Origin of the sequence: Pelagibacterium mangrovi (assembly GCF_036662815.1) — a bacterium.
Taxonomy (GTDB): domain Bacteria; phylum Pseudomonadota; class Alphaproteobacteria; order Rhizobiales; family Devosiaceae; genus Pelagibacterium; species Pelagibacterium mangrovi.
This window is the reverse complement of sequence record NZ_JBAFXA010000007.1, coordinates 39014-63248: the sequence shown is the minus strand read 5'-3', so window position 1 is coordinate 63248 and position 24235 is coordinate 39014. Positions and strand designations below refer to the sequence as shown.

Annotated in this window: 24 protein-coding genes; 13 read left to right on the top strand and 11 right to left on the bottom strand. The window is 62.6% G+C overall.

Annotation, left to right across the window (positions count from 1 at the left end; all coding sequences use genetic code 11):
* Positions 1–41 precede the first annotated feature (41 nt).
* Entirely contained in the window at positions 42–1166 is a 1125-nt protein-coding gene (locus V4T21_RS13320) for a DUF418 domain-containing protein (protein ID WP_332717603.1), read from the top strand.
* Positions 1167–2119: 953 nt separating this feature from the next.
* Here V4T21_RS13320 and V4T21_RS13315 read toward each other — a convergent pair.
* From V4T21_RS13315 to V4T21_RS13300, 4 genes are all read right to left on the bottom strand, one after another.
* Positions 2120–3013, bottom strand: coding sequence for a LysR family transcriptional regulator (locus tag V4T21_RS13315; RefSeq protein WP_332717601.1), 894 nt, complete (start codon positions 3011–3013; stop codon positions 2120–2122).
* Positions 3014–3094: 81 nt separating this feature from the next.
* Positions 3095–4045 carry a thioredoxin-disulfide reductase gene (trxB, locus tag V4T21_RS13310; RefSeq protein WP_332717599.1) on the bottom strand — a complete coding sequence of 317 codons (951 nt, stop codon included), beginning with the start codon at positions 4043–4045 and terminating at the stop codon, positions 3095–3097.
* A gap of 155 nt (positions 4046–4200) precedes the next feature.
* Positions 4201–4674, bottom strand: coding sequence for a transcription elongation factor GreA (gene greA, locus V4T21_RS13305; RefSeq protein ID WP_332717597.1), 474 nt, complete (start codon positions 4672–4674; stop codon positions 4201–4203).
* Between the two features lie 359 nt (positions 4675–5033).
* On the bottom strand, positions 5034–5246 hold the full coding sequence (locus V4T21_RS13300) for a cold-shock protein (RefSeq protein ID WP_332717595.1): 213 nt from the start codon (positions 5244–5246) through the stop codon (positions 5034–5036).
* Positions 5247–5658: 412 nt separating this feature from the next.
* Between V4T21_RS13300 and ltaE the strand changes: the two genes are divergently transcribed.
* Positions 5659–6681 (top strand): low-specificity L-threonine aldolase, encoded by a 1023-nt coding sequence (ltaE, locus tag V4T21_RS13295; protein WP_332717593.1) that lies wholly within the window; start codon positions 5659–5661, stop codon positions 6679–6681.
* 79 nt (positions 6682–6760) lie between these two features.
* Positions 6761–7756 carry a class I SAM-dependent DNA methyltransferase gene (locus V4T21_RS13290; protein ID WP_332717591.1) on the top strand — a complete coding sequence of 332 codons (996 nt, stop codon included), beginning with the start codon at positions 6761–6763 and terminating at the stop codon, positions 7754–7756.
* A 204-nt stretch (positions 7757–7960) separates the two neighbouring features.
* On the opposite strand, the gene V4T21_RS13285 is transcribed toward V4T21_RS13290, so the two are convergent.
* The 5 genes from V4T21_RS13285 to V4T21_RS13265 form a co-directional block, all read right to left on the bottom strand.
* Positions 7961–8749: a phytanoyl-CoA dioxygenase family protein gene (locus tag V4T21_RS13285; protein WP_332717589.1), complete on the bottom strand. Its 789-nt coding sequence runs from the start codon at positions 8747–8749 to the stop codon at positions 7961–7963.
* Positions 8750–8955: 206 nt separating this feature from the next.
* Positions 8956–9582, bottom strand: coding sequence for a type B chloramphenicol O-acetyltransferase (gene catB / locus V4T21_RS13280; protein ID WP_332717587.1), 627 nt, complete (start codon positions 9580–9582; stop codon positions 8956–8958).
* Positions 9583–9784: 202 nt separating this feature from the next.
* Positions 9785–10645 carry an alpha/beta fold hydrolase gene (locus V4T21_RS13275; protein ID WP_332717585.1) on the bottom strand — a complete coding sequence of 287 codons (861 nt, stop codon included), beginning with the start codon at positions 10643–10645 and terminating at the stop codon, positions 9785–9787.
* 124 nt (positions 10646–10769) lie between these two features.
* Entirely contained in the window at positions 10770–14081 is a 3312-nt protein-coding gene (gene carB, locus V4T21_RS13270; RefSeq protein ID WP_332717583.1) for a carbamoyl-phosphate synthase large subunit, read from the bottom strand.
* A 249-nt stretch (positions 14082–14330) separates the two neighbouring features.
* Entirely contained in the window at positions 14331–14789 is a 459-nt protein-coding gene (locus V4T21_RS13265) for a GNAT family N-acetyltransferase (RefSeq protein ID WP_332717581.1), read from the bottom strand.
* A 143-nt stretch (positions 14790–14932) separates the two neighbouring features.
* On the opposite strand from V4T21_RS13265, the gene V4T21_RS13260 reads away from it, so the two are divergent.
* From V4T21_RS13260 to V4T21_RS13245, 4 genes are all read left to right on the top strand, one after another.
* Complete coding sequence (locus V4T21_RS13260; RefSeq protein WP_332717579.1) at positions 14933–15145, top strand: hypothetical protein; 213 nt, start codon at positions 14933–14935, stop codon at positions 15143–15145.
* Positions 15142–15648: a hypothetical protein gene (locus V4T21_RS13255; protein ID WP_332717577.1), complete on the top strand. Its 507-nt coding sequence runs from the start codon at positions 15142–15144 to the stop codon at positions 15646–15648. The genes V4T21_RS13260 and V4T21_RS13255 overlap by 4 nt, the downstream gene beginning before the upstream one ends.
* A gap of 4 nt (positions 15649–15652) precedes the next feature.
* Positions 15653–16558 carry a KPN_02809 family neutral zinc metallopeptidase gene (gene ypfJ, locus V4T21_RS13250; RefSeq protein ID WP_332717575.1) on the top strand — a complete coding sequence of 302 codons (906 nt, stop codon included), beginning with the start codon at positions 15653–15655 and terminating at the stop codon, positions 16556–16558.
* 184 nt (positions 16559–16742) lie between these two features.
* Positions 16743–17138, top strand: a complete 396-nt coding sequence (locus tag V4T21_RS13245) for a GFA family protein (RefSeq protein ID WP_332717573.1) — start codon at positions 16743–16745, stop codon at positions 17136–17138.
* A gap of 13 nt (positions 17139–17151) precedes the next feature.
* Here the strand turns inward: V4T21_RS13245 and V4T21_RS13240 are convergent, their stop codons facing one another.
* Positions 17152–18030 (bottom strand): NmrA family NAD(P)-binding protein, encoded by an 879-nt coding sequence (locus V4T21_RS13240; RefSeq protein WP_332717571.1) that lies wholly within the window; start codon positions 18028–18030, stop codon positions 17152–17154.
* 85 nt (positions 18031–18115) lie between these two features.
* Here V4T21_RS13240 and V4T21_RS13235 point away from each other — a divergent pair, with 85 nt between their 5' ends.
* Complete coding sequence (locus V4T21_RS13235) at positions 18116–19096, top strand: LysR family transcriptional regulator (RefSeq protein ID WP_332717570.1); 981 nt, start codon at positions 18116–18118, stop codon at positions 19094–19096.
* Here V4T21_RS13235 and carA read toward each other — a convergent pair.
* Positions 19050–20237: a glutamine-hydrolyzing carbamoyl-phosphate synthase small subunit gene (gene carA / locus V4T21_RS13230; protein WP_332717568.1), complete on the bottom strand. Its 1188-nt coding sequence runs from the start codon at positions 20235–20237 to the stop codon at positions 19050–19052. The two genes, V4T21_RS13235 and carA, sit on opposite strands and share 47 nt — an antisense overlap.
* Before the next feature lie 217 nt (positions 20238–20454).
* Between carA and V4T21_RS13225 the strand changes: the two genes are divergently transcribed.
* The 5 genes from V4T21_RS13225 to dnaG all read left to right on the top strand — a co-directional run bounded on the left by V4T21_RS13225 (position 20455) and on the right by dnaG (position 24100).
* Positions 20455–20910, top strand: coding sequence for a GatB/YqeY domain-containing protein (locus tag V4T21_RS13225; protein ID WP_332717989.1), 456 nt, complete (start codon positions 20455–20457; stop codon positions 20908–20910).
* A gap of 63 nt (positions 20911–20973) precedes the next feature.
* A complete protein-coding gene (locus V4T21_RS13220) occupies positions 20974–21531 on the top strand; it encodes an HdeD family acid-resistance protein (RefSeq protein ID WP_332717567.1) in 558 nt (185 codons plus the stop codon).
* Between the two features lie 35 nt (positions 21532–21566).
* A complete protein-coding gene (locus V4T21_RS13215) occupies positions 21567–21869 on the top strand; it encodes a BrnT family toxin (RefSeq protein ID WP_332717566.1) in 303 nt (100 codons plus the stop codon).
* Positions 21853–22155, top strand: coding sequence for a type II toxin-antitoxin system BrnA family antitoxin (gene brnA, locus V4T21_RS13210; RefSeq protein WP_332717565.1), 303 nt, complete (start codon positions 21853–21855; stop codon positions 22153–22155). The genes V4T21_RS13215 and brnA overlap by 17 nt, the downstream gene beginning before the upstream one ends.
* A gap of 22 nt (positions 22156–22177) precedes the next feature.
* Positions 22178–24100 carry a DNA primase gene (dnaG, locus tag V4T21_RS13205; protein WP_332717564.1) on the top strand — a complete coding sequence of 641 codons (1923 nt, stop codon included), beginning with the start codon at positions 22178–22180 and terminating at the stop codon, positions 24098–24100.
* The last annotated feature ends 135 nt before the right edge of the window (positions 24101–24235 follow it).

Here is a 24235-nt window from a genome sequence, read left to right as displayed (position 1 = left end):
GTGTCCAGATGTCAGATGTGACTCGGGAAGGGATTGAGGGTGTGTCAAAGCAGAGGGCGCTGGCGCCCGATCTGGCGCGGGGCGTGATGCTGCTGATCATCGCCGTCGTCCACGCGCTGATGGCAAAGCAGGTGGTGGGGCCGGTTCCTCAAAGCGGGGTCGATATCGGGGCCACGCTTTTGGTGACGCTTTTCGGTGAGAGCCGAGGCTATCCGATGTTTGCTGCGCTGTTCGGCTATGGGCTGACGCTAGTTTACGCGCGGTCGGTTTCGATGGGTGCGGTGGCGCCATTGCGGCCGATCCGGTTGCGGGGGCGCTGGCTGATTGCCATCGGGCTCGCGCATACGGTGTTGCTGGCTTATGGCGACATTCTCTCGGTTTACGGACTTGCCGCGCTGCTGTTTGCCGGTTTGCTCGCGGCGGATGACCGGCGGGTGGCCATGACCGGGGGCGTGGCGCTGATTGCGGGGACCATCGCCTACACATTGGTGATGGAAACGCTGTTCGCTGCGGCGGCTCAATATGATGTGTCCGAGATGGACGCGTTGACCGATGGATTGATGAGGCTGGGATCGTGGCCGGTTTCTGTGCTGGCGTTTCTGGCGATCTCGCTCTTTCCGATCACCATGGGCATTCTGGCCGGGCGGCGGCGGATGCTGGAAGAGGTGGCGCGATATCGCCCGCTGTTGCGCAGGGTTGCGGCGGGCGGGATCGTGATTGCCGTGCTGGGCGGGATGCCGCGCGCCATGTCGGTGATCGGCTGGTGGGAGCCGGGCGGGGTGGAGGGGCTGTTCGCGGCCTGGCTGCATCTGGTTTCGGGTTATGCCGGGGGCTTTGGCTATGCGGCGCTGATCGCCCTGGTGGCCGAGCGCGTAGGGACGGGGCGGGGCCCGATCGTCACCGCCCTGGCTGCGGCGGGCAGGATGTCGATGACGTGCTATCTGCTCCAGTCGGTGGCCTGGGCCATATTGTTCCTGCCCTACACGCTGGATCTGGCGAGAAGCGTTTCTCACGCGCAGGCGGTGATGATCGGGGTGGGGGTCTGGCTGGCGACCGTGCTTTTGGCGGACGGGTTGCAGCGGCGGGGACTGCCGGGACCTGCGGAAGCCTTTTTGCGCAAAAGGCTGGGCGGGAGCGCCGGGAGAATGGCGAGCCAATCGTCGTGAGCAAAAAAAGAGGCTCCGTCCGAAGACGGAGCCTTGATTGGGCAATGCCCTAATCTGTCAGTTTACGACCCGGCCGAGGGAGGAGGAGACGGCGCGGATCGGGTTGAGCGAAAGATGTGGGAGGAGGATACATCGTCCGCTCGGGCATCGAGAGCGAGGGGCCCTGGGAGGAGGAGAAGGGCGCGTCGCTCATCGACAATGCCAATATGCCTCCACGCGTTCCCGACAACAATGCGCAAAACCGCATACCTGCTATGCATTAGGCAGATTGGGCGTGTGCACAGGAAATAGGCAGAATGGCTGTGTGGGTGGCAAAAAGAAAGAGGCTTCACCGGGATACGGTGAAGCCTCTAAACCTTCGGCCGCATTCGAGGGAGGAGGATTCGAATTACGGCCTAGGAGCGGTCAAGGAGGGAGGAGGAGGAACCTTTCCCGCTCTGTCGTCAAGACTGCAAGGGGCCCTGGGAGGAGGAGGAAGGGCGCGTCGCGTCGTTGACGAGGAGGTATATGCCATCCTAATCACGACTTTCCAAGTCGTGTTACGGCATGGCAGCCATGCGCTAGGTGCAAGAGCCATCCGGAGCCATGCACATCGGTTGGGCACAGCGCAAAAAAAAGCCCCGCTCGAGGGGAGAGCGGGGCGCAGGACGAGAAGCAAGCTTCTCGTTAGGAGGGAACATCAAACGCGCCCAAAGGGAGGAGGAAAGACGCGCAATGTCTGGCGGGTAGGTAGAGTTTAACCCTCGCACCTACAAGCCCGCTACGGTTATGTCAGCCATGCGTCCATCGCATATCTCTGCCTAGGAAGGGTGCAAAGCGACTGTTTTCGTTGCGTTATTTCTTGTGCAGCGTGGCGTCGGGATGGGCAAAAAATTTTTGATCCGACGGCGTGGGAAGGCCGTCGGGAGCAAGAGCGGGGGTGAAAAAGGGATTGAGAGAGGAGAGTGGCAGACTCAGAACTGCCAGTCGCGGGCCTTTTCGACGAGAAAATCGCGGAACACGCCGACTCGTTTCGAGCTTTTGAGCGCCGGCGGATAGACGAAATAGGTCTCGTATTCGGGGAGCGCGAGATCGGTGAGGACGCGCTGGAGCGTGGGCTCTTCCTCGGTCACGTAATCGGGAATCATGGCGATGCCAAGCCCGGCGCGGCAGGCTTGCATCATGCCGTAGATGGCGTTGACCTTGAGGGTGGCGCGGCGCGGCGAGTTGTCCGGCCGGCCGATGCGCTCGAGGAAGTTCACATCGCCCAGATAGGAGGGGGACGGTTCACCGAACGCGATGATCTTGTGCGAATCGAGCTCGTCTATCGAGTTGGGAACGCCGTATTCGGCAAGGTAGCTGTCCGAGGCGTAGATGTGATTGTGGACGGTGAACAGCTTGCGCTGGATCATCTCGGACTGGTTGGGCCGGTGCAGGCGGATGGCGACGTCGGCCTCGCGCATGGCAAGGTCGAGCTCGGCGTCGTTGAGTTTGATTTCGAGCTGGATGGTGGGATAGAGCGTCACGAATTCGTGGATGCGCTTGGTGAGCCAGGTGGAGCCGAAGCCGACGGTCGTGGTGACGAGCAGGGGGCCGGTCGGCACGTCCTGGCTTTCGGTCATCTGCGCCTGGACCGATTGCAGCTCCCAAGCCATGCGATGGGCGGTGCGGAAGAGCTGTTCGCCCACCTCGGTCAGAACGAGGCCGCGCGCGTGGCGGATGAAGAGCTTGAGCCCGAGATCTTCCTCGAGCGCGGAAATCTGGCGGGAAACGGCAGATTGGGACATGCCGAGCTTTTCAGCGGAATGGGTAAAGCTCCCCGATTCGGCGGCGACGTGAAATATACGCAGCTTGTCCCAGTCCAGCATTTCCCCCGGCGTCCCCTCTTTGCGATCCCGTTCGCGGGGCATATCCCCGCGAGCGGATATCTTCTCGGTATGTGAAGCCGCCTATTCGGCGGCTTCGGCCATTTCGTGGGCGGCAAGATAGCGCTCGGCTTCGAGCGCGGCCATGCAGCCCATGCCGGCGGCCGTGACCGCCTGGCGATAAATATCGTCGGTGACGTCGCCCGCCGCGAAGACGCCCGGAACCGAGGTCGCGGTGCTGTCGGGCGCTGTGACGATGTAGCCGCCGTTCTTCATTTCGAGCTTACCGTTGAAGATTTCGGTGGCAGGAGCATGACCGATGGCGACGAAAATTCCGTCGACCTCGATTTCGCTGGCTTCGTCGGTCGCAACATTGCGGAGCACGGCGCCGCGCACCGAGGGGGGCATGTTATCGCCCTTGACCTCATCGAGCACGGTGTTCCAGCGCACCTCGATCTTGGGGTGCTTGAACAGGCGCTGCTGCATGACCTTTTCGGCGGTGAACTGGTCGCGCCGATGGGCGACGATGACCTTGGAGGCGAAATTGGTGAGGAACAGGGCCTCTTCGACCGCGGTGTTGCCGCCGCCGATGACCAGGACCGTCTTTTCGCGGTAGAAAAAGCCATCGCAGGTGGCGCAGGCGGACACGCCGAAGCCCTTGAATTTTTCCTCGGTGGGAAGGCCGAGCCAGCGGGCCTGGGCGCCGGTGGCGATGATGACGCTATCGGCGGTGTAGACGGTGCCGCTGTCGCCGATGAGGCGGAAGGGGCGGATATTGAAATCGACGTCGACGATCATGTCGGTTTCGATCCGGGTGCCCATGTTGACGGCCTGGTCGCGCATCTGGTCCATGAGCCACGGACCCTGGATGGGATCGGCGAAGCCGGGATAGTTTTCGACATCTGTGGTGATGGTGAGCTGGCCGCCCGGCTGGGTGCCGGTGATCATGAGCGGCTCGAGCATGGCGCGGGCGGCGTAAACGGCTGCGGTGTAGCCAGCCGGGCCCGAGCCGATGATTATGGTCTTTGCATGCATGGATACGTGCCGATCAAATTTGTCTCGGGACAAATATGGCACGGCGCGATGCGGTTACAAGCTCGGACGCCATTTGCCGGGGGAAAACCAGCCATGCTGCGACCAAATTGCACCAGGAAAGCCGGCAAGCCCGGTTCGGGCTCGCCGGCGGTCGCTCAAATGAAGGCGATCTTGAGGATTTCGTAGCCGCGGGCACCGCCGGGAGCGGCGACCTCGATCGAATCGCCGACCGACTTGCCGATCAGGGCGCGGGCGATGGGCGAGGAAATCGAGATGCGCCCGGCCGAGGCGTCGGCCTCGGGGTCGCCCACGAGCTGGTAGGTCTTTTCCTCGTCGGTATCCTCGTCGACCATGGTGACGGTCGCGCCGAACTTGACGGTCGAGCCCGAGAGCTTGGAGACGTCGATGACCTCGGCCATGGCCAGCATGGATTCGATCTCCATGATGCGGCCTTCGTTGAGGCTCTGCTGCTCCTTGGCGGCGTGATATTCGGCGTTTTCCGAAAGGTCGCCATGGGCGCGCGCCTCCGAAATCGCGTCGATGATCGTCCGGCGATCCTCGCCGGTGCGACGCTGAAGTTCGTCTATCAATGCGGCGTGTCCCGCCACGGTCATCGGGATCTTGTCCATTGCCAATCCCTCCTATCTAAAACGCTACGTCGTTATGGGGTCGGTCTTTCGACCGAAAGTGGGGTCACTTTCCGGAAGTCCTACAAGCGCAAATCGAAATCCTCGCTGAGCATGCGCCAGCGGACTCGATTTACGCTTTCGGGGGAACTTGCTTGTCTCAGGTTGCCCGCCCTCGATCCCGTGGTCAAGATCAATCGGCAGGCTGTCCCCGAGCGCCTCGATCTGCGCCCGGCACATATGGGGAGCGTCGCAAAGGCTGCAAGTGCCCAAATGAAGAGGGCGTAAACCGGAACCCCCGGTCTACGCCCTTTTAATCTACCCGGCCAATGAGCCGGGCTATAGCTCTTGGCGGGTGCCGATCAGTCGGCAGTGGCAAGGTTGCCGGCGGCCGATTTGCCGGTGCGCTTGTCCTTGACGATTTCGTAGGAAATCTTCTGACCTTCGTCGAGCTGGGTCATGCCGGAATTCTGCACAGCGGAAATGTGGACGAAAACGTCCGCCCCGCCTTCGTCCGGCTGAATGAAGCCGTAACCCTTCTGAGTATTGAACCATTTGACAGTGCCGGTTGCCATGGCTTGTCCCTTTCGCGTCGTGCTGTCTCAATGTGAGGAGATAGCCTTCCCCCCTTGTATATCGAAGTCTTGGTTCAGGACGTCAGCAGGCGCAAGAAACGCACGGCTAGATCGGTCGGCCGCAATTTCGATCCGGGTTTTTTAGAAGAAGAACTGGAATTATTCAAGTCTGTCCGAGTTTTCCGGGCGTTGAAAAAAAATTGCCGGCCGAAACACTGTAGTATGGGCGCGGCCTCTACGGTGTTCGGCCTAACATGTCAGTATTGCATACCTTTGAGGTTCGGATCGGGAGCCGTTCTACAGTATTACGGCAAGGCGCGGAGGAGTGACACAGTGATCGGTGCGATTGGCGGGAGGATGGCAACGCGCTAAGGATCGGCACAACGCGTTGCTGCAACAGGCGAGGTCCAAGATGGCTGCGATCGTCCATGATTTCCGCTCCGATACCGTGACGCGGCCCGACGAGGCCATGCGCAGGGCGATGGCGGAGGCCAGGGTCGGGGACGACGTTTACGGCGAGGATGAAACCGTGGCGGCGCTGGAAGCCAAGGTTGCCGAACTGACGGGCAAGGAAACCGGGCTGTTCATGGCCTCGGGAACTCAATCGAACCTTGTGGCGCTGATGAGCCATTGCGAGCGCGGGGAGGAATATATCGCCGGGCAGGACGCCCATTGTTACCGGTTCGAGGCGGGCGGGGCGGCCGTTCTGGGATCTATCCAGCCCCAGCCCATCGAGAACGCGCCGGACGGTTCGCTGCCGCTTGAAAAGATCGAGGCGGCGATCAAGGTCGAGGACATTCACTTCGCGCGGACGCGGCTTTTCGCGCTGGAGAACACCATTGGCGGCAAGGTGTTGCCGCAGACTTATGTGGAGGACGCGACGGCGCTGGCCCGGCGGCACGGGCTGGCGACGCATCTCGATGGCGCGCGGATATTCAACGCCGCCGTTGCCTCCAATCGGAGCGCATTCGATCTGGCTGCCGGGTTCGATACCGTGTCGGTGTGCCTGTCCAAGGGATTGGGCGCGCCAGTGGGATCGGTGCTGGTGGGGGACAAGACGTTCATCGAAAAGGCGCGGCGGCTGCGCAAGATGGTGGGCGGGGGCATGCGACAGGCCGGGATCATCGCAGCGGCGGGGATTTATGCGCTGGACCACAATATCGCTCGCCTGGCCGACGACCACGCGCGAGCCCGCCGACTGGCGGAAGGATTTGCGCGCTATGACGGGCTGGAAGTGGCGATGCCCCAGACCAACATCTTTTTTCTGCAAGCCGATCCGGCCATTGCCGGGCGGTTCGCCGATCACATGGCGGCTGCGGGGGTAGGAGTTTCGGGGCGCTATGGGCAGCAGCGCTGGGTGACGCACAAGGATGTCGGGGACGATGCCATAGACGCGGCACTGGATGCCGCCGCGAGATTTTTTGCGGCGGCCTGATCGAACCTCTTGATTTTCGGCGTGGCGAGGCGCATTTCCCGCGCGCCGGCAGGTGCCGGTTCTCGAGACCCATCCACAAGTGACATCGATTTTTCTTTCCTCGGGCGATTTCGTCGTCGATCGCCGGGCGCAGTATGCCCGGATGCTTGCGGAGGCGGGGGATTTTTCCGCTGCCGCCGACCTCATGGCGCAGGCATTGGCGCAAGCACCCGATTGGGCTGCCGGCTGGATGATGGCGGGCGAGTTTCATTTGAAGAGCGAGGGGTTGGGCGAGGCGATCGCGGCCTGGCAGAAAGCGGCCGAACTCGACCCGGCGGGCACGCTGGGCGCGCAGATGCATCTGGCCGCGCACGGAATCGCCGAGATGGAGGCGGGGACGCAGGCCGCCTATGTGGAAGCGTTGTTCGACCAATATGCCGACCACTTCGAAGAGGCGCTGCTGCAAAAGCTCGACTATATCGTGCCCGAAAAGCTGGCGGCGCTGGTTGGTGCAGCCATGGAGCGGACCGGCGTTTCGGGTTTCGCGCGCGGCATCGATCTGGGCTGTGGCACGGGCTTGATGGGGGAGAGGCTGCGCCAGCATGTTTCGCACCTTATGGGCGTTGACCTTTCGGCGGCGATGGTGGCCGAGACCGCGCAAAAGGGTTTCTACGACGCCGTGGAGCAGGGCGAATTGCAGGCGTTTCTCGGGGCGGACGGGCGTGTGGCCGATCTCGTGACGGCGGCGGACGTCTTCATGTATTGCGCGGCCTTGCCGCCCATTTTCGCCGCCGTACATGGCGTGTTGCGCGATGGCGGCATGTTCGCCTTTTCGGTCGAGCGGCATCGGGGCGATGAGGCGCAGATGCTGCAAGCCTCACTACGCTACGCGCACAATGGCGAGGCGGTGAGGCAGGCGCTGGCTCAGGCCGGGTTCGAGCTGGTTTCGGTTTCCGAGGAAACGATACGGCGGGAACGGGGGCAGCCGGTCGAAGGATTGCTGTTTGTTGCGCGCAAGCCGGAGGGGGCGGGCGTTTCTTCGACCGATATTGGAGAAGCGGAAGCGACTTACGCTTCCGCTTCGGTGCTGCATTAGGGCCAATCGATATACAGTCGAAAATGACACAAATCGCTTTGCCGGCTGTGGATAGGCGGCTGCTGGACCCCGGGAATAAATCCCGGGGTGACAGGGGAGTGGGTGTGGGTATGACGGTTGCCTAAACTCAGACTGTCATTCCGGGATTTATTCCCGGAATCCAGAGCAGCACGAGCCAAGGGCACCTGAATGTCGACTCAGCCGTTAGAACGTCAGGCCGCAGGCCTGGCGGATGGCGATCTGCACTGGAGATGGCGGCAAGGCCGGATCGAAATCGTGCGCCGGCATCAAAGGGGGCTGGGCCATGAACTTGACCCGGTTGCCCCGGTTGGGCTGGGCGGCGTGGACCAGGAACGGATGGCAGAGATAGACCGTGCCTGCGGGGCCGGTCGCCAGCGCTTCAGGGCATCGTGCCGTGCCGGCGAAATCGCCCGCCATCATCTGGCGCATGGTTGCGCCGTCCTCTCCATAAGGGAGAAGGAAGCGCGCCATATCCCTGTGCGAGCCCACGCGGATGCGGGTGGGGGCATCGTTTTCTTCGACATCGGAGAACAGGAACAACATCAGCAGGGCGCGGCCCTTGGATTTGATGTTGGCCCGGATGGAGAAGAAATCATTGGGATCGTCGGTGGGCAGCGTGTAGCTGGCGTCGATGTGCCAGCCATCGTCGCCGGGAGCCTCGGGGATGGGGAAGCGGACCGGGAAGGTGCCGAGGCCCTGGGGCGCTAGCCAGCGGCCTTGGCCCACGATCTGATCGTAAGCCATGTGGAGGCGGGGAGTGTTGGCGGCCTCGCGGAACGGTTTGTCGGCATAGCCGCCGAGGCGGATGACGGGTTTGGTCCAGGTTGCGGGGTCGTCCGGAGCGCAACCGGTGTCGCGCCAGAGGATGGCGCGGCCTTCTTCGGCCAGCTCGGCGGGGAAGGCGTTGTCGATGCGGACGAAGCCGTCGGTGATGAAGGCGTCGATCTGCGCCGGGGTGAGGGTATTGGGCATTTGAAAAGTCCATGAGTTCGCATTGCCGCGATGCGCGCGGCGGGAGGGCGGTGGCCCTGCTGATGCTTCCGAGGAGAAGCGCCTGTCAGGCGCCGAGGAAGACTGCGAACTTGGTGGACGTCATGAACATGAGCGGCATTATAAGGTTGGCGGCAGGAGCGTCAACTGGGAGAGGTGCCCGCGCGCCGAGGCGCGCGGGGGATGGGTTAGCGGCGGCTTTGCCAATGGGCATGGAGCGCGCCGACATCGCCGGTGGTCATGATGGGCATGGCGGTGGCCAGTGCGTCTTCGGGCCAATCCCACCAGGCCATTTCCAGAAGCTTGGCGATTTCATCCTCGGAAAAGCGTTTGCGGATCGGCTTGGCGGGGTTGCCGCCGACGATGGTGTAGGGTTCGACATCGCGGGTGACCAGTGCGCGGGTGCCGATCACCGCGCCGTGGCCGATGGTGATGCCGGGCATGACGATAGCTTCCGAGCCGATCCAGACGTCGGAGCCGATGACGGTATCGCCGGAGGGGAGATAGCCGTTGGCGGCGCCGGCGAAGGTTTCGACTTCAGCCATGAAGTGGAACGGGAAGGTGGAAATCCATTCGTTCCGGTGGCCCTGATTGCCGGCCATGATGAAGGCCGCGCCCGAGCCGATGGAGCAGAAGCTGCCGACGATCAGTTTGTCGGCATCCGGATCGGGCAGGAGGAAACGGGCGCAATCGTCGAATGAATGGCCGTGGTAGTAGCCGGAATAATAGGAATACCGGCCGACGGTGATGTTGGGATGGGTGACCTGCTCGCTGAGCAGCTTGCCCTTGAAGGGGCTTTCGAAAAAATTGGTCATGATGAACCTGAAATCGATATGTACCTGTCGGACGGTAGCGCAGCACAACGAATGGCGGCGCCCCGCCCGGCGGATGCGCTTTTGGCTCGGTTAGGCCGAGTAAAGCGCGATGGAGGTGGTTCGGTCTGCCGATTTCATGGTGGCTGAGGTTTAGCAGCGCGGGCCGGAAAAGAGAAGGGGCACCGGGGCGCCCCTTGCAGTGTTACATGAAGCCGGCGGGTGTTTCATCCTGGAGGAAGGGCTCGATCAGGAGGTGGAGCAGGTCGGGCTGGTTGATGACCGCCGTGTGCGAGGTGGCGGGCAGGACGGCGAGGCGGGAGGCGGGGAGGGGTTCGCCCATATCGCCCATGACGCCGCCGCCGAGCAGGCGGAACAGGGCGACGTTGTGTTCCAGCGTCGAGACGTCGGCGTCCCCAGCGATGATGAGGATGGGGAGATCGAGTTCTTTCACATCGTCTTCCCAGGCCATCGGCTCGTGTTCCAGGGCGATGAGCTTTTCGACCAGGGCGGGGAAGCCTTCGGGATCGGCGGCGAGCTCGCGATAGGCGTCTTCCATCGGCGTGCCGATAAACATGTCGGGCGTCATTTGTGGGATGAAGTCGCTAAACGCGGGCTGCCAGCCTTCGGCGTCATAGGCGACCGAGGCGGCGACGAGGCGGTCGATGCGGTCGGGGTGGCGGATGGCAAATTGCAGGCCGGCGGCGGCGCCCATGGAATAGCCGAAGACATCGGCAGTTTCGAGGTCCACGGCGTCCATGAAGGCGGCCACGTCGTCGGCGAGGTTGGGGTAGGTGATGGGGCGGTCGATATCGGTGGTGCGGCCGTGGCCCTGGAATTCGATGGCGTAGACGGTGTGGGTTTCGGCCAGCATGGGGATGATTTCGCCCATGGAGGGGATGTTCATATAGGCGCCGTGCAGGACGACGAGCGGGGGGCCTTCGCCCGACACCTCGTAATACATGTCCATGCCGTTGACCTCGACGGTCTGGTCGGTGGCGTCCTGGGAAAGGGCGGGCTGGACGGTCAGCAGAAGGGCGGCGGCGACAAGAGTTGCGCGATGCATTTTCGGTCTCCTCGGTTTTGAGCGGTTTTTTGCTCTTCACAGAGGAAGACGAAGGGGCGGGGTTCGATCCGACATCCGGGCAAATAAAAACGGCCGGGGTGGTGCCCGGCCGTTTTTGGGAAGATCAGGCTGCGAAATATTCTTGCAGCGCTTTGACCGTGAGGGCATCGCCGCGATAGGCGAGGATGCCCTGGACGGCGGCGGCGGCGCCGCGAACGGTGGTGTAATAGGGCACCTTGCTCATCAATGCGGCGCGGCGGATGTCGCGGCTGTCGGAAACGGCCTTGGCGCCATCGGTGGTGTTGATGACGAGCTGGACGTCGCCATTCTTGATGGCATCCACGATATGCGGGCGGCCTTCGAGGACCTTGTTGATCTTGGTGCAGTCGATGCCCTGGTCGGCGAGGAAACGCTGGGTGCCGCCGGTGGCGATGATCTTGAAGCCGGCGGACGCCAAATTGCGGATGGAGTCGACGATGGCGGCCTTGTCGTCATCGCGGACCGAGACGAAGACCGTACCCTCGCGCGGGACCTTGACGCTGGCGCCGAGCTGGGACTTGGCGAAGGCGGTGGCGTAATCGGTGTCGAGGCCGATCACTTCGCCGGTCGATTTCATTTCCGGGCCGAGGACCGTATCGACGCCGGGGAAGCGGGCGAAGGGGAATACGGCTTCCTTGATGGCGATGTGGTCGATCTGACGTTCTTCGAGGTTGAAGGCGCCAAGCTTTTCGCCGGCCATGATACGGGCGGCGATCTTGGCGATGGGGTAGCCGATGACCTTGGCGACGAAGGGCACGGTGCGCGAGGCGCGCGGGTTCACTTCGAGGACGTAGAGCGTGCCGTCCTTCAAGGCGAACTGTACGTTCATCAGGCCGCCGACATTGAGGGCCTTGGCGAGGCCGGCGGCCTGGCGCTTGAGCTCATCGATGATTTCGGGGCTGAGCGAGTGCGGGGGGAGCGAGCAGGCGCTGTCGCCCGAATGGATGCCCGCTTCCTCGATGTGCTCCATGATGCCGGCGATGAAGACGTCTGTGCCGTCCGAGAGGCAGTCGACATCGATTTCGGTCGCGCCCTGGAGATAGCTGTCGAACAGGAGCGGGTTGCCGGCGAGGACGGAGTTGATCTGGCCGGTCTTGTCGTTGGGATAGCGCTGGCGAATCTCGGGCGGGACGAGCTCGGTGAGGGTCGACTGGACGTAGCGCTCGAAATCGTCTGCCGAATAGCAGATGACCATGGCGCGGCCGCCGAGCACGTTGGACGGGCGGATGACCAGCGGGTAACCCAGACCGTCAGCGACGATGCGAGCCTGTTCGAGGCTATAGGCGATGCCGTTGCGCGGCTGGGTGAGATCGAGCCGGTTCAGGAGCTTCATGAACTGGTCGCGATCTTCGGCCAGGTCGATCTTGTCGGGCTGGGTGCCCAGGATCGGGATGCCAGCGCGCTCGATGGCGTTGGCGAGCTTGAGCGGCGTCTGGCCGCCGAACTGGACGATGACGCCATGCAGCGTGCCGTTCTGCTGCTCGGTGGTGAGGATTTCGAGAACGTCTTCCTCGGTGAGCGGCTCGAAATAGAGGCGGTCGGAGGTGTCGTAGTCGGTCGAAACGGTCTCGGGGTTGCAGTTGACCATGATGGTTTCATAGCCCGCGTCCGAGAGGGCGAAAGCGGCGTGGCAGCAGCAATAGTCGAACTCGATGCCCTGGCCGATGCGGTTGGGGCCGCCGCCCAGGATGACGACCTTCTTGCGGTCGGACGGGCGAGCCTCGTCGGCGACGGCGCCGGCAAAGGGGGCTTCGTAGGTCGAATACATATAGGCGGTCGGCGAGGCGAATTCGGCCGCAGAGGTGTCGATGCGCTTATAGACGGGGCGGACGCCGAGCTTGTGGCGGTGGCTCCAGACGTCCTTGGCGGTCTTGCCGGAAAGTTCGGCAAGGCGGGCGTCGGAAAAGCCCATGGCTTTGAGGCCACGCATCTGGCCTTCGGTGTCCGGCAGGCCGTATTCGCGGACCTTGGCTTCGGTATCGACGATCGACTGGATCTGTTCGAGGAACCAGGGGTCGATGCGGCAGGCCTCGTGGATCATCTGGTGGTCGTGGCCGAGCCGCATGGCTTCGGCGACCCAGAGCAGGCGGTCGGGAGTGGGGGTGCCGAGTGCGGCCTTGACGGCGTTCTTGTCGTCGCCTTCGCCCAGGCCGGGGATGCCGATCTCGTTCAGGCCCGTGAGGCCGGTTTCGAGCGAGCGCAGGGCCTTTTGCAGCGATTCGGGGAAGGTGCGGCCGATGGCCATGGCTTCGCCGACAGACTTCATCGAGGTGGTCAGGCGATTGTCGGCGCCGGGGAATTTCTCGAAGGCGAAGCGGGGGATCTTGGTGACGACATAGTCGATAGTGGGCTCGAACGAAGCGGGGGTGGCGCCGCCGGTGATGTCGTTTTCCAGCTCATCGAGTGTGTAGCCGACGGCGAGGCGCGCGGCGACCTTGGCGATGGGGAAGCCGGTGGCCTTGGACGCCAGCGCCGAGGAGCGCGACACGCGCGGGTTCATCTCGATGACGATCATGCGACCGTCTTCGGGATTGATCGCGAACTGGACGTTGGAGCCGCCGGTCTCCACACCAATCTCGCGCAGGACGGCCACCGAGGCGTCGCGCATGATCTGGTATTCCTTGTCCGTCAAGGTCAGGGCCGGGGCGACGGTGATGGAATCGCCTGTATGCACGCCCATGGGATCGATGTTCTCGATCGAGCAGATGATGATGCAGTTGTCCTTTTTATCGCGGACGACTTCCATCTCGTATTCTTTCCAGCCGAGGACGGATTCCTCGATCAGGACTTCGCTGGTGGGCGAGGCGTCGATGCCGCTCTCGCAGATGGCGAGATATTCCTCGCGGTTGTAGGCGATGCCGCCGCCGGTGCCGCCCAGGGTGAAGCTGGGGCGGATGATGGCCGGCAGGCCAATATCCTCAAGGGCTTGCAGGGCTTCGATCGTGTTGTGGGCGAGGCGCGATTTGGGGGTGGCGAGGCCGATCTTGGTCATGGCGTCGCGGAACAGTTCGCGGTCCTCGGCCTTGTCGATGGCCTCGGCATTGGCGCCGATCATTTCGACGCCGAATTTTTCGAGTACGCCCATCTTGTTGAGAGACAGCGCGCAATTGAGCGCGGTCTGGCCACCCATGGTGGGGAGCAGCGCGTCGGGGCGCTCCTTTTCGATGATCTTGGCAACCACCTCGGGAGTGATGGGCTCCATGTAAGTGGCGTCGGCGACGTCGGGATCGGTCATGATCGTCGCCGGGTTGGAGTTCACCAGGATGATACGGTAGCCCTCTTCGCGCAGCGCCTTGCAGGCCTGTGTCCCCGAATAGTCGAACTCGCAGGCCTGACCGATAATAATCGGTCCAGCCCCGATGATGAGGATGGATTTGATGTCTGTGCGTTTGGGCATAGGGCTTCTCGTGCGGCAAGCGCGCGGCAGCGGAAACTGACGCGCCTGGGAAGGGGCTGGAGCTTTCCGGTGAACCCTCTCACCGAAAATGCCCCAAGTCTTCTATTTGTCGCGCTTCCGACCGCAAAAGTGGGCTCCACTTTTGCTGGATGCGCTCAGAACGTTGGCTAGGCGGTCTCCTTAGAGCAAGCTTGGGCCGATTTCCAGCATTATGGCGCGGATTCTTTTTTGCCCCGGCGTGGGGTGGGTTCACAGATAGAGCTTGAACCCTTCGTGGCTTTTGGAAAATCCGAGGCGTTCGTAAAAGCGGTGGGCGTCGGTTCTTTGCTTGTTGGAGGTGAGCTGGACCAGGATGCAGCCTCGGGCGCGGGCGGCCTCGGCGGCCCAGTTCATCATCTTTTCGCCGATACGTTTGTTGCGGTGCGCGGGCGAGACGTGCACGGCCTCGACGGTGCAGCGCCAGGCGCCTTTGCGCGCGATGCCGGGGGTAAAAGTCAACTGGAAGGTGCCGACCGGCTCTCCCTCCAAAGTCGCGATCAACAGCATCTGGTTGGGGTCCGCATCGATGGCGGCGAGCGCAGCGAGATAGGCGGGGCCTTGCGGGTTCGACACATCTTCGGTGGAGCCGGCCACGCTGTCGGATTCTATGTGGTCTATGATGAAGGGCAGGTCATCTGCCGTTGCGTTGCGGATGATGATTTCAGCCATGATTGCCTCCGGACGGTGTGTTCATGTCTCACGATTCGGCAGGAAGGGGCAGCGGCGCCGAACCGCGCTTCAACCGCCGCAGAGGAACTTTGGTTCGGGCTTTCCGTTTTCCGGGTGAAAGCAAGACCCAAAGGAATTGAAAAATGATCGAACGGGATCGTGAAACTGTCGTCGTCACCGATGGCGGAGGTGGAGGGCGTGGGGGCGGATTGATCGCCGTGATCGTCGTGGCGCTGATCGTGGTCATCGGCGTCATCTATTTCGTCAATGCCAATTCGGGCGGCGAGGGTGGCTCGGTTTCCATCGACGTGCCGGCGGTCGATGTTCCGGAGGTGGATGTGGACGTCACGCAATGACAGCCGGCGTCGAAACCATGACACTGGGGCGCAATGGGTATTTTCCCAATAGCGAGTTGCCCGTGCTGGTTTATCGCGGGACGGTGGCCGGACCGGTTACGGCAGAGGCCGTCAAAGCGGTTTTTGCCCGCAACGATTGGCCGCCGCAGTGGGTCGATACGATTTTCGACTACCATCATTTCCATTCCACGGCCCATGAAACCTTGGGTGCCGCCTCGGGATGGGCGAAATTGGAATTGGGTGGGCCCGGCGGGCGGCTCGTCGCAATCGAAGCGGGCGATGTGATCGTCATTCCGGCAGGGGTGGCGCACAGGCTCGACGATTCCGGTGGGGAATTCGCCGTCGTGGGTGCGTATCCGCCCGGTCAGGATTGGGATATTCTCAAAGGCGAAGAGGGCGAGTGGGATATGGCGATGCAGAATCTGGCGCGCGTTCCACTGCCGCGAACCGATCCCGTAGAGGGTGCGGGCGGCAATTTGCCGAACGTTTGGGGCAAGGAGTGACGACATGAAGTGGCGGGGACGCAAACGCTCGAGCAATGTGCAGGACCGGCGCGGCGCGAGCGGCGGCATGTTCGGCCGGTCGGCGGGGGGCAGCGGCTTTCGCATACCCACTGGAGGCGGGGCAGGCGGCGGCTTGGGGATCGGGGCGATCGTCATCATCCTCATCATTGGCGTGGCGTTGGGGATCAACCCGCTGTCGCTGCTCGATGGATCGCTGGGGACGGGGACGAGCGGGACCGGTTCGGTTTCGCGTCCGCTGCCCGAGGCCGGCGAGGACGACCTTGCCGATTTCGTCGGCGTGGTGGTTCAGGACACCGAAGATCTCTGGACCGAGGTGTTCCTGGAAAATGGATCGACCTATGTGCCCGCGACCGTGGTTCTGTTCACGGACATGGATCAATCCGGATGCGGGATGGCCGATGCGCGCACGGGGCCGTTCTACTGCCCGAACGACCAGACAGTTTACATCGACCTAGCGTTCTACGAGACGCTGCGGAGCCAGTTCGGGGCGCCGGGCGATTTCGCGCAGGCCTATGTGATCGCCCATGAGATCGGGCATCACGTTCAGAACCTCACCGGCGTTCTGCCGGAGTATTCGCGGGCCATTCAATCGATGAGCCAGGAGGAGGCCAACGCCTATTCGGTGCGGATCGAATTGCAGGCCGATTGCTATGCGGGTGTGTGGGCAAACTATATCGGGGAAGAAAACCTGCTCGAAAGCGGGGATGTCGAAGAGGCGATCAATGCCGCCGAGCAGATCGGGGACGATGCCATCCAGCGGCGCACGCAGGGCGTGGTCGTTCCCAAGACCTTCACCCATGGGACTTCGGCGCAGCGGCAGGACTGGTTCGCGCGCGGTTATTCGGCCGGCGATCCGGGGCAGTGCGACACGTTCTCGGGAGCGATCTGACCGCGAAACCTGAAGTTGAACCATGAGGCAAGGGCGCTTCGGTCCTGAATCCGAAGCGCGGGGTAAGTGGTTGTTTCGGAATCGAGAATTTACGCGAGGTTGGTGGATGTAGCCTGCTGACAGGAGTTGTCATGGCGTGGGGGTAGGGTCGTTTCCGTCAACACCTGAAGGGAAGACCGAAGCGATGAGCACCAAAACCTATCACGGAAGCTGCCAGTGCGGATCGATCCGTTTCGAGGCCGACATCGACCTCTCCGAGGGGACGGGGAAATGCAATTGCACGAGCTGCCGCAAGCGGAGGTGGTGGAGCGTGAGCGTCAAGCCCGAGGCGTTCCGGGCGCTGGAGGGCGAGGCGCTTCTGGAGCCCAATTCAGCGGGGAAATCGTTTTGCCCCCATTGCGGCATCACCCCGTTCGGGCGGGTGGCCGCCGCGGAGTGGAACGATGGTGAGAGCGTTTCGATCAACGTCGCGGCTCTCGATGACGCGACGCCGGAGGAGCTGATCGCTGCGCCCGTCACCTATTATGACGGGCTCAACGACAATTGGTGGGAGACGCCGGCAGAGACCCGGCATCTCTAGATTGCGCCAGCCGTTATTGGGCCGCGACCCTGATATCGGCGACGATGCGGCCGATGGCGTGTTCCAGCGTCGTGGTGCCATGCCGGGTTTCGTGGCCTCCTTCGGGAGCTATGCGACCGCTTTCGATCCCCTCATACATGCCGAGCAAGGCATCGGCGACTTCGCGGGGCACGCCGGTTTCTTCCATGAGCGCGGGGCGTTGTTCCGGCGGGACGAAGACGGCTTGCACCGGGCGGCCGAGGGCGGTGGCAAAGGCGTGCGCCACGTCGGTCGCCGTCCAGTCGGCGAGACTGAACAGTTCGACGATGCGCTTGCCCGTCCAACTCTCACTCATGAGTTGGGCGGCGGCGTGGCCCACGTCGGTCGTGCTCGCCATGGAAATCTTGAGGTCGAGCGGGAGGAAACTGGGCAGGACGCCATCGGCCACGGCGGACTGGGCGACTTCTTCCCAGGTCTCGACGAAATAGCTCGAGCGCAGGAAGGCCACGTCCGGCGCGGCGTTCTCAAGAGCGGTTTCGAACTGGTGCAGCGTGGCGATCACGCCGGTGCCCTGGTCGAGTTGTGCGCCGATGGAGGACAGCAACACGGCCCTGGGAAGGGAGGCTCTGTCGGCAGCTTCGGCGAGCGTTGCGCTGACTTTCGCGGCGCGAGCATAAGGATCGCCGCTGACCGGCGGTGGGCTGAGCAGGAAGGCCGCGGAGGCGCCTTCCAGCGCGGCGACCACCGTGGCCACATCGTCGAAATCAGCGATGGCGACATCGGCACCCCGTTGTTTCCAGCGCTCGCCTTGTTCGGGGCGCCTGACCACCACGCGTACGCGATGGCCGCGTTCGATTAGGGCGTTTGCCGTTTCTCCGCCGGCCCTTCCGCTTGCTCCAAATACCACGTGCATTTTTCCGTTCTCCGTTTCGGTTGATGTGGCGGAAGAATACCGAGGTGCGCTGTCATGCGTCCAATGCATGCGATATATAGTCAGTATGCGTGAAGTGGATTTACGGAAACTCGACCTCAACTTGCTGGTGATCCTCGAAGCGCTTCTGGAAGAAAGAAGCGTGACACGGGCAGCCGAACGGCTGGGCATGAGCCAGCCGGCGGTAAGCCGTGCGCTCGCGCGGTTGCGCGCGATGTTTTCGGACGCGGTGCTTGTCGAAGCGCGGCAGGGTTATGTGCTCAGCGCTCGCGCCGAGCGGATGCAGCCGGTGCTGCGGCGACTATTGGCCGGCGTCGGCGATCTGCTCGATGCGCGGCCGTTCGATCCGGCGGGCGCAACCGGGCAGGTGCGTCTGATGATGCCCGATTTCCAGGCCGGCGTGCTGGCTCCGCGCTTGCTTGCCCGGATCACCGCCGAAGCGCCCGCGCTTAACCTCGATATCGTGCAGCCGGATGCCGCGCTGCTTGAGGCGCTCGAAAAGGATGCTGTCGATGCCATTGTGGGGGTGATCGATGACGCGCCTGCCGGTATCCGTCGGCGCGGGCTCTATGACGACGGCTTCGTTACGCTGATGCGGGTCGGCCATCCGGCGGCGGAGGGCACGTTGACGCTGGAGCGATATCTGGAGCTTGCTCATATCGTCATCAGCGTCACCGGAGTCGGCCCGGCTCCCATGGACGAGGCCTTGGCGCGCATGGGGCGCACCCGCAGGATCGGTGTGCGCGTGCCGAGCTTTCTGGCGGCAGTGGAGATCGCTGCACGCTCCGACCTTGTGATGACACTGCCTGCCAGTCTCGCGCAGGCAGCGGCCGGCATGGCGCGCTTCGTCGTCCTGCCGCCGCCGGTGGACCTGGGCTCTTTCACAATGAGCCTGGTCTGGCACGAGCGTCATCAGGATGAGCCGCGGCATATGTGGTTGCGCGGCGTCGTGGTCGACGCCGCCAAGGAGGTTGCCGGCCGCGGTGGCGGGGCGAAAAAGCCTATTCGGCGAGCGCCGGCTGGCCCTTCTGTTCGCGCACGAGATTGAGAAAGCGCGTGAACAGATAGTGGGAATCGTGGGGGCCGGGGGAAGCCTCGGGGTGGTATTGCACCGAGAAGATCGGCTTGCCGTCCACGGTGAGCCCGGCGTTCGAGCCGTCGAAGAGCGAGACGTGCGTCTCGCTCACGCCCGCCGGCAGGCTGGTGCTATCGACCGCGAAGCCGTGGTTCATCGAGGTGATCTCGACCTTACCGGTGGTCATGTCCTTGACCGGATGGTTGGCGCCGTGGTGGCCTTGATGCATCTTTTGGGTCTTGGCGCCCAGGGCGAGGGCCAGGAGCTGATGGCCCAGGCAGATGCCAAAGACCGGCGTACCGGTTTCCATGATCTTCTGGATGGTGGGCACCGCATATTGGCCGGTCGCGGCGGGATCGCCGGGGCCGTTTGAGAGAAACACACCATCGGGGTTGTGGGCCATGATGTCTTCGGCGGTCGCGGTGGCGGGCACGACGGTGACGCGGGCGCCCTGATCGGCGATGGAACGCAGGATGTTGCGCTTGGCACCGTAGTCGATGGCGACGATGTGGAACTGGGGATCTTCGAGCCGGCCATAGCCCTCGCCCCAGCGCCAGCGGGTCTCGTCCCAGCGATAGGTCTGGGTGGTGGACACTTCCTTGGCGAGGTCGAGACCTTCGAGACCGGGGAAGGCGTCCAGTTCAGCCTTGAGGGCGGCGTCGTCGAACTGGCCATCGGGCGCGTGGGCGATGACGGCATCGGCCGCGCCCTTGTCGCGGATCAGCGCGGTGAGGGCGCGGGTGTCGAGCCCGGCGATGCCGACGATGCCGCGCTTCTTGAGCCAGGCATCGAGCTTTTCGGCGGCGCGGTAGTTCGAGGGGCTGGTGATATCGGCCTTGATCACCGCGCCGCGCACGCCCGAGGCAGCGGCCATGTTGACGGTTTCGATGTCTTCATCGTTGGCGCCGACATTGCCGATATGGGGGAAGGTGAAGGTGATGATCTGGCCGGCGTAGGAGGGATCGGTGAGGATTTCCTGATACCCGGTCATGGCCGTGTTGAAGCAGACTTCGCCCGCCGCCATCCCCGTCGCTCCGATGCCGCGGCCCTTGAGGCGCGTCCCGTCGCGGAGGATGAGGACTGCGGTGGGGGCGGATTCTTTCCAACCGGACACGGGGATTCTCCTTAAGGTGGCGCCGCTGTGAAACGCGCGGGTTCGGGCACACGGAACCGCCGGCCAAGCTTGCCGTTTGGTGGTTCTATCCGCCCTATATTGAATTTGAGCGAACCTATTTGAAGGGGCAGGCGCGGTCAACCACGAACGCAATTGGCTTTGCCGGAACGTTTGGAGTATAGGAGCGGCACGCACCGAACCAATACAAAGGATGCCGATCATGCGCGATCAGATCAGTGCTGCCATGAAGGACGCCATGAAGGCCCGCGACGGGCGCCGGACCACGACGCTGCGGTTGATCAACGCTGCGATCAAGGACCGGGAGATCGCGGCGCGCGGCGAGGGCAGGGACGGCATCACCGACGAGGATATCCTCGCGATCCTGCAGAAAATGGTCAAGCAGCGCGAGGAATCGGCAATCCTTTACGCCCAGAACGGAAGACCCGAACTCGAGGCGCAGGAGCGCGAGGAAATCGAGACCATCAGGGAATTCCTGCCCAAGCCGCTGACCGAAGCGGAAATCGACGCGGCGATCAAAAGTGCGATCACGGAAACCGGTGCCGAGGGATTGCGGGACATGGGCAAGGTCGTGGGCGTGCTCAAGGCCAAATATCCCGGCCAGATCGATTTCGGGCAGGCCTCCAAACAGGTGAAGGCTCAGCTCGGGGCCTGAGGGTTTTCCGCAAGTAAAATCAGGCGTATGGTTCCCCCGTTGTTGCGGCTTGTGGGGTTTTCCATGTCTGATGAACCGAAGTCCTCTCGTTTTCCTTCCATCCTGACCGGCCTGCGTGGTGTGCTCATGCTCATCGCGGGGATTTATGCCGTGCTGTTCCCCGGACCGGCGCTGCTGGTGCTGACGACGGTCGCGGCGGCGCTGTTCGTCATCGACGGCGTGCTGGGCCTGTGGGCCATCACGTTCGGCGGCGCCAAAACCGGAAATTTCTGGTTCGACGTCGTCCGGAACGTGCTGGCGATCATCGTGGGTATCCTCATCCTGATCTCGCCCCTGCTGGGCACGCTCGTCACCGCCACGTTCCTCATCTATCTCCTCGCCTTCGAAACGATTTTCGTGGGCGTGATGGAGATCGTGACGGTCATCCGAGAGCGCGAGCTTTACGCCAAGATCTGGCCGGTGCTGCTCTCGGGCGTGCTCTATGTGCTGTTCGGGCTTTTGCTGCTTTTCGCGCCGTTGGTGGGTGCGCTCGCCATGGTGATGGTGGGCGGCGTGATGATGATCATCTTTTCCTTCGCGCTGTTCGGCTATGCCTGGAAGCTCTGGCAGACCGGGCACTGACTCGACAGAAATGTATATACTGATTATATACATTCATGATCGATTGGTCGCAGATCGCTGGATTTGACTGGGATCGTGGAAACGAGACCAAGAGCCATGACAAGCATGGCGTTTCCAGACTCGAGGGCGAGCAGGTGTTTTTCAACGAACCCCTGCTCGTTCTCGGCGATCCCGCTCATAGTCGCGATGAAATGCGATATCATGCCTTGGGGCACACCGATGCGGGGCGGCTCCTGCACATGACGTTCACGGTGCGAAGCAACGGGACGCTGATCCGCGTCATTTCGGCCCGCGACATGAGCCGCAAGGAGAGAATGGTCTATGGCAAACACGTTTAAGCCAATGCCGAGCTTTTCGGATGAGGCCGAAGAAAAAGCCTTTTGGGAAAGCCATGATTCAGCCGAGTACATTGATTGGTCCAAGGCCGAGCGTGTGCGCATGCCGAACCTGAAACCGTCTTCGACGTCCATCTCCTTGCGCCTTCCACAATCGCTGCTGGAAAGCATCAAAATCGAGGCCAACAGGCGCGATGTGCCTTACCAATCGCTGATCAAGGTCTGGCTATCGGAACGGGTGGGTGTGGAGACCGTGCATAAGGCCGCTGTTTCGCGTGACAGGAAGTAAGTCAATACTTACCTTATAGGCCATGCGCTTTTCCGATGCCTTTCTGGATGAGATCCGTAACCGGCTGCCCATTACGCAGGTGGTGGGCGAGCATGTGCTTTGGGACAAGCGTAAATCGCAGCCCGGCAAGGGCGACATGTGGGCGTGTTGTCCGTTTCACGGTGAAAAGGGCCCCAGTTTCCATGCCGACGATCGGCGCGGGCGGTATCACTGCTTTGGGTGTGGGGCCAGTGGGGATCATTTCCGGTTTTTGACCGAAAAGACGGGGATGAGTTTTCCCGAGGCGGTAGAGCTTCTGGCGGGGCGCGCCGGCGTGCCGATGCCGGCGCGGGACGAGAAGGCCGAAAAGCGCGCGGAGGCGCGGCGGTCGCTCTATGACGTGATGGAATTGGCGACAGCCTATTTCATCGAGGCGCTGGCGCACAATGTCGGCGCGCGGGCGCGTGGATATCTGCTTGAACGCGGGGTTTCGGGGAGCATGCAGCAGCGGTTCCGGATCGGGTATGCGCCCGACAGCCGGAACGGGCTCAAGGAGTTTTTGGCCGCCAATGGGGTATCGGCAAAGGAAATGGCCGATACCGGGCTTGTGGTGCATGGTGAGGATATTCCGGTGCCCTATGACCGGTTCCGCAACCGGTTGATGTTTCCCATCACCGATTTTCGCGGGCGGGTGATCGCATTTGGCGGGCGGGCGCTTTCGGCGGATGTGGCGGCGAAATATCTCAATTCGCCGGAAACCGAGCTCTTTCACAAGCGCCAGACCCTCTACAATGGCCAGGCGGCGCGGCAGGCGGGTTATGACGGCAAACCGCTGATCGTGGTCGAAGGCTATCTCGACGTGATCGCGGCGGTGGCGGCCGGGTTCGAGGGCGCGGTGGCGCCGTTGGGGACGGCGCTGACCGAGGATCACCTCAATTTGCTCTGGCGGATGACCGATATTCCGGTGCTGTGTTTCGACGGGGATAGCGCAGGCATGCGTGCGGCGGAGCGTTCGATCGATATCGCGCTGCCCATGCTCAAGCCGGGAAAATCGATCAAGATCGTGACGCTGCCGGGAGGGCTGGACCCCGACGATTTGATCAAGCAGCAGGGGCGCCAGGCGTTTGCCGACCTCATCGCAGGCGGGCGGTCGCTGGCCGATGCGGTGTGGGGGATGGAAACGGCTGGGGGCATTCCCGAAGCGCCCGAGCAGCGCGCGGCGCTGGAGGCCCGCCTGCGTGAAAGAGCCGCACGGATCGCCGATGTTTCGGTGCGCCGGCATTACAGCCAGGCGTTCGACGAAAAGATTTCCTCGCTGTTTGTTTCCACGCGCGGCCAGTATCAGGGCGGGCGGGGGCGGGGCGGCTATGACCAGCGGCGATTGGGCGCGCGGGGCAACCCCAAGATGCTGGTTTCCGATACGCTGCGCAATTCGCGGCTTTTGAAGGGTGGCAACGCGCCGGACGTGATTCCCCGCGAGGCGGTGATCATCATGAGCGTGGTCAACCACCCCGAACTGGCCCAGTCGCGGCTGGAAGGGCTGGCGGAAATCGAATTCCGGTCGCTGCCGGCGCGGCAGGTTCTGGCGGCGCTTCTCGATCTCGTCACGGTCCATCCCGATCTGGGCCCCAATGGCGTGGCCGAGGCGCTTATCGCGCGCGGGCTTGGGCCCGTGCTCGACAAAATGCGGAACCTTCTGGCGCGTCAGGGCGTATGGCAAGCGGATGCGGACAGCGCGCAAATCGATGCGGAGACAGGATTAAAGCACGCGCTGGCCTTGCATTACAAATCGGTTCAACTAAATAGGGAACTCAAAGCGGCCGAACTGGCGCTAGGCGAAGACCTGAGCGAAAACGCATTCGAACGGCTGCGCGACATCCAGAATCAGATTTCCAGTGTCGACGGTACAGAGGCATTGATAGAAGGATTTGGTTCGTTATCCGGGCGTGCGACACGAAGTCTTTAAAAAAGATGATTCGTGTCCGCGCGTTTTTGCGTGTATGGAGCGCTCCATCACAAAACGGGTTCGAACCGGATTTCAGGGTCTTTTCGCCATAAAGAAGCGAAGTGTTAACCCTGAATCGTCTTTCAATCCCAGTTC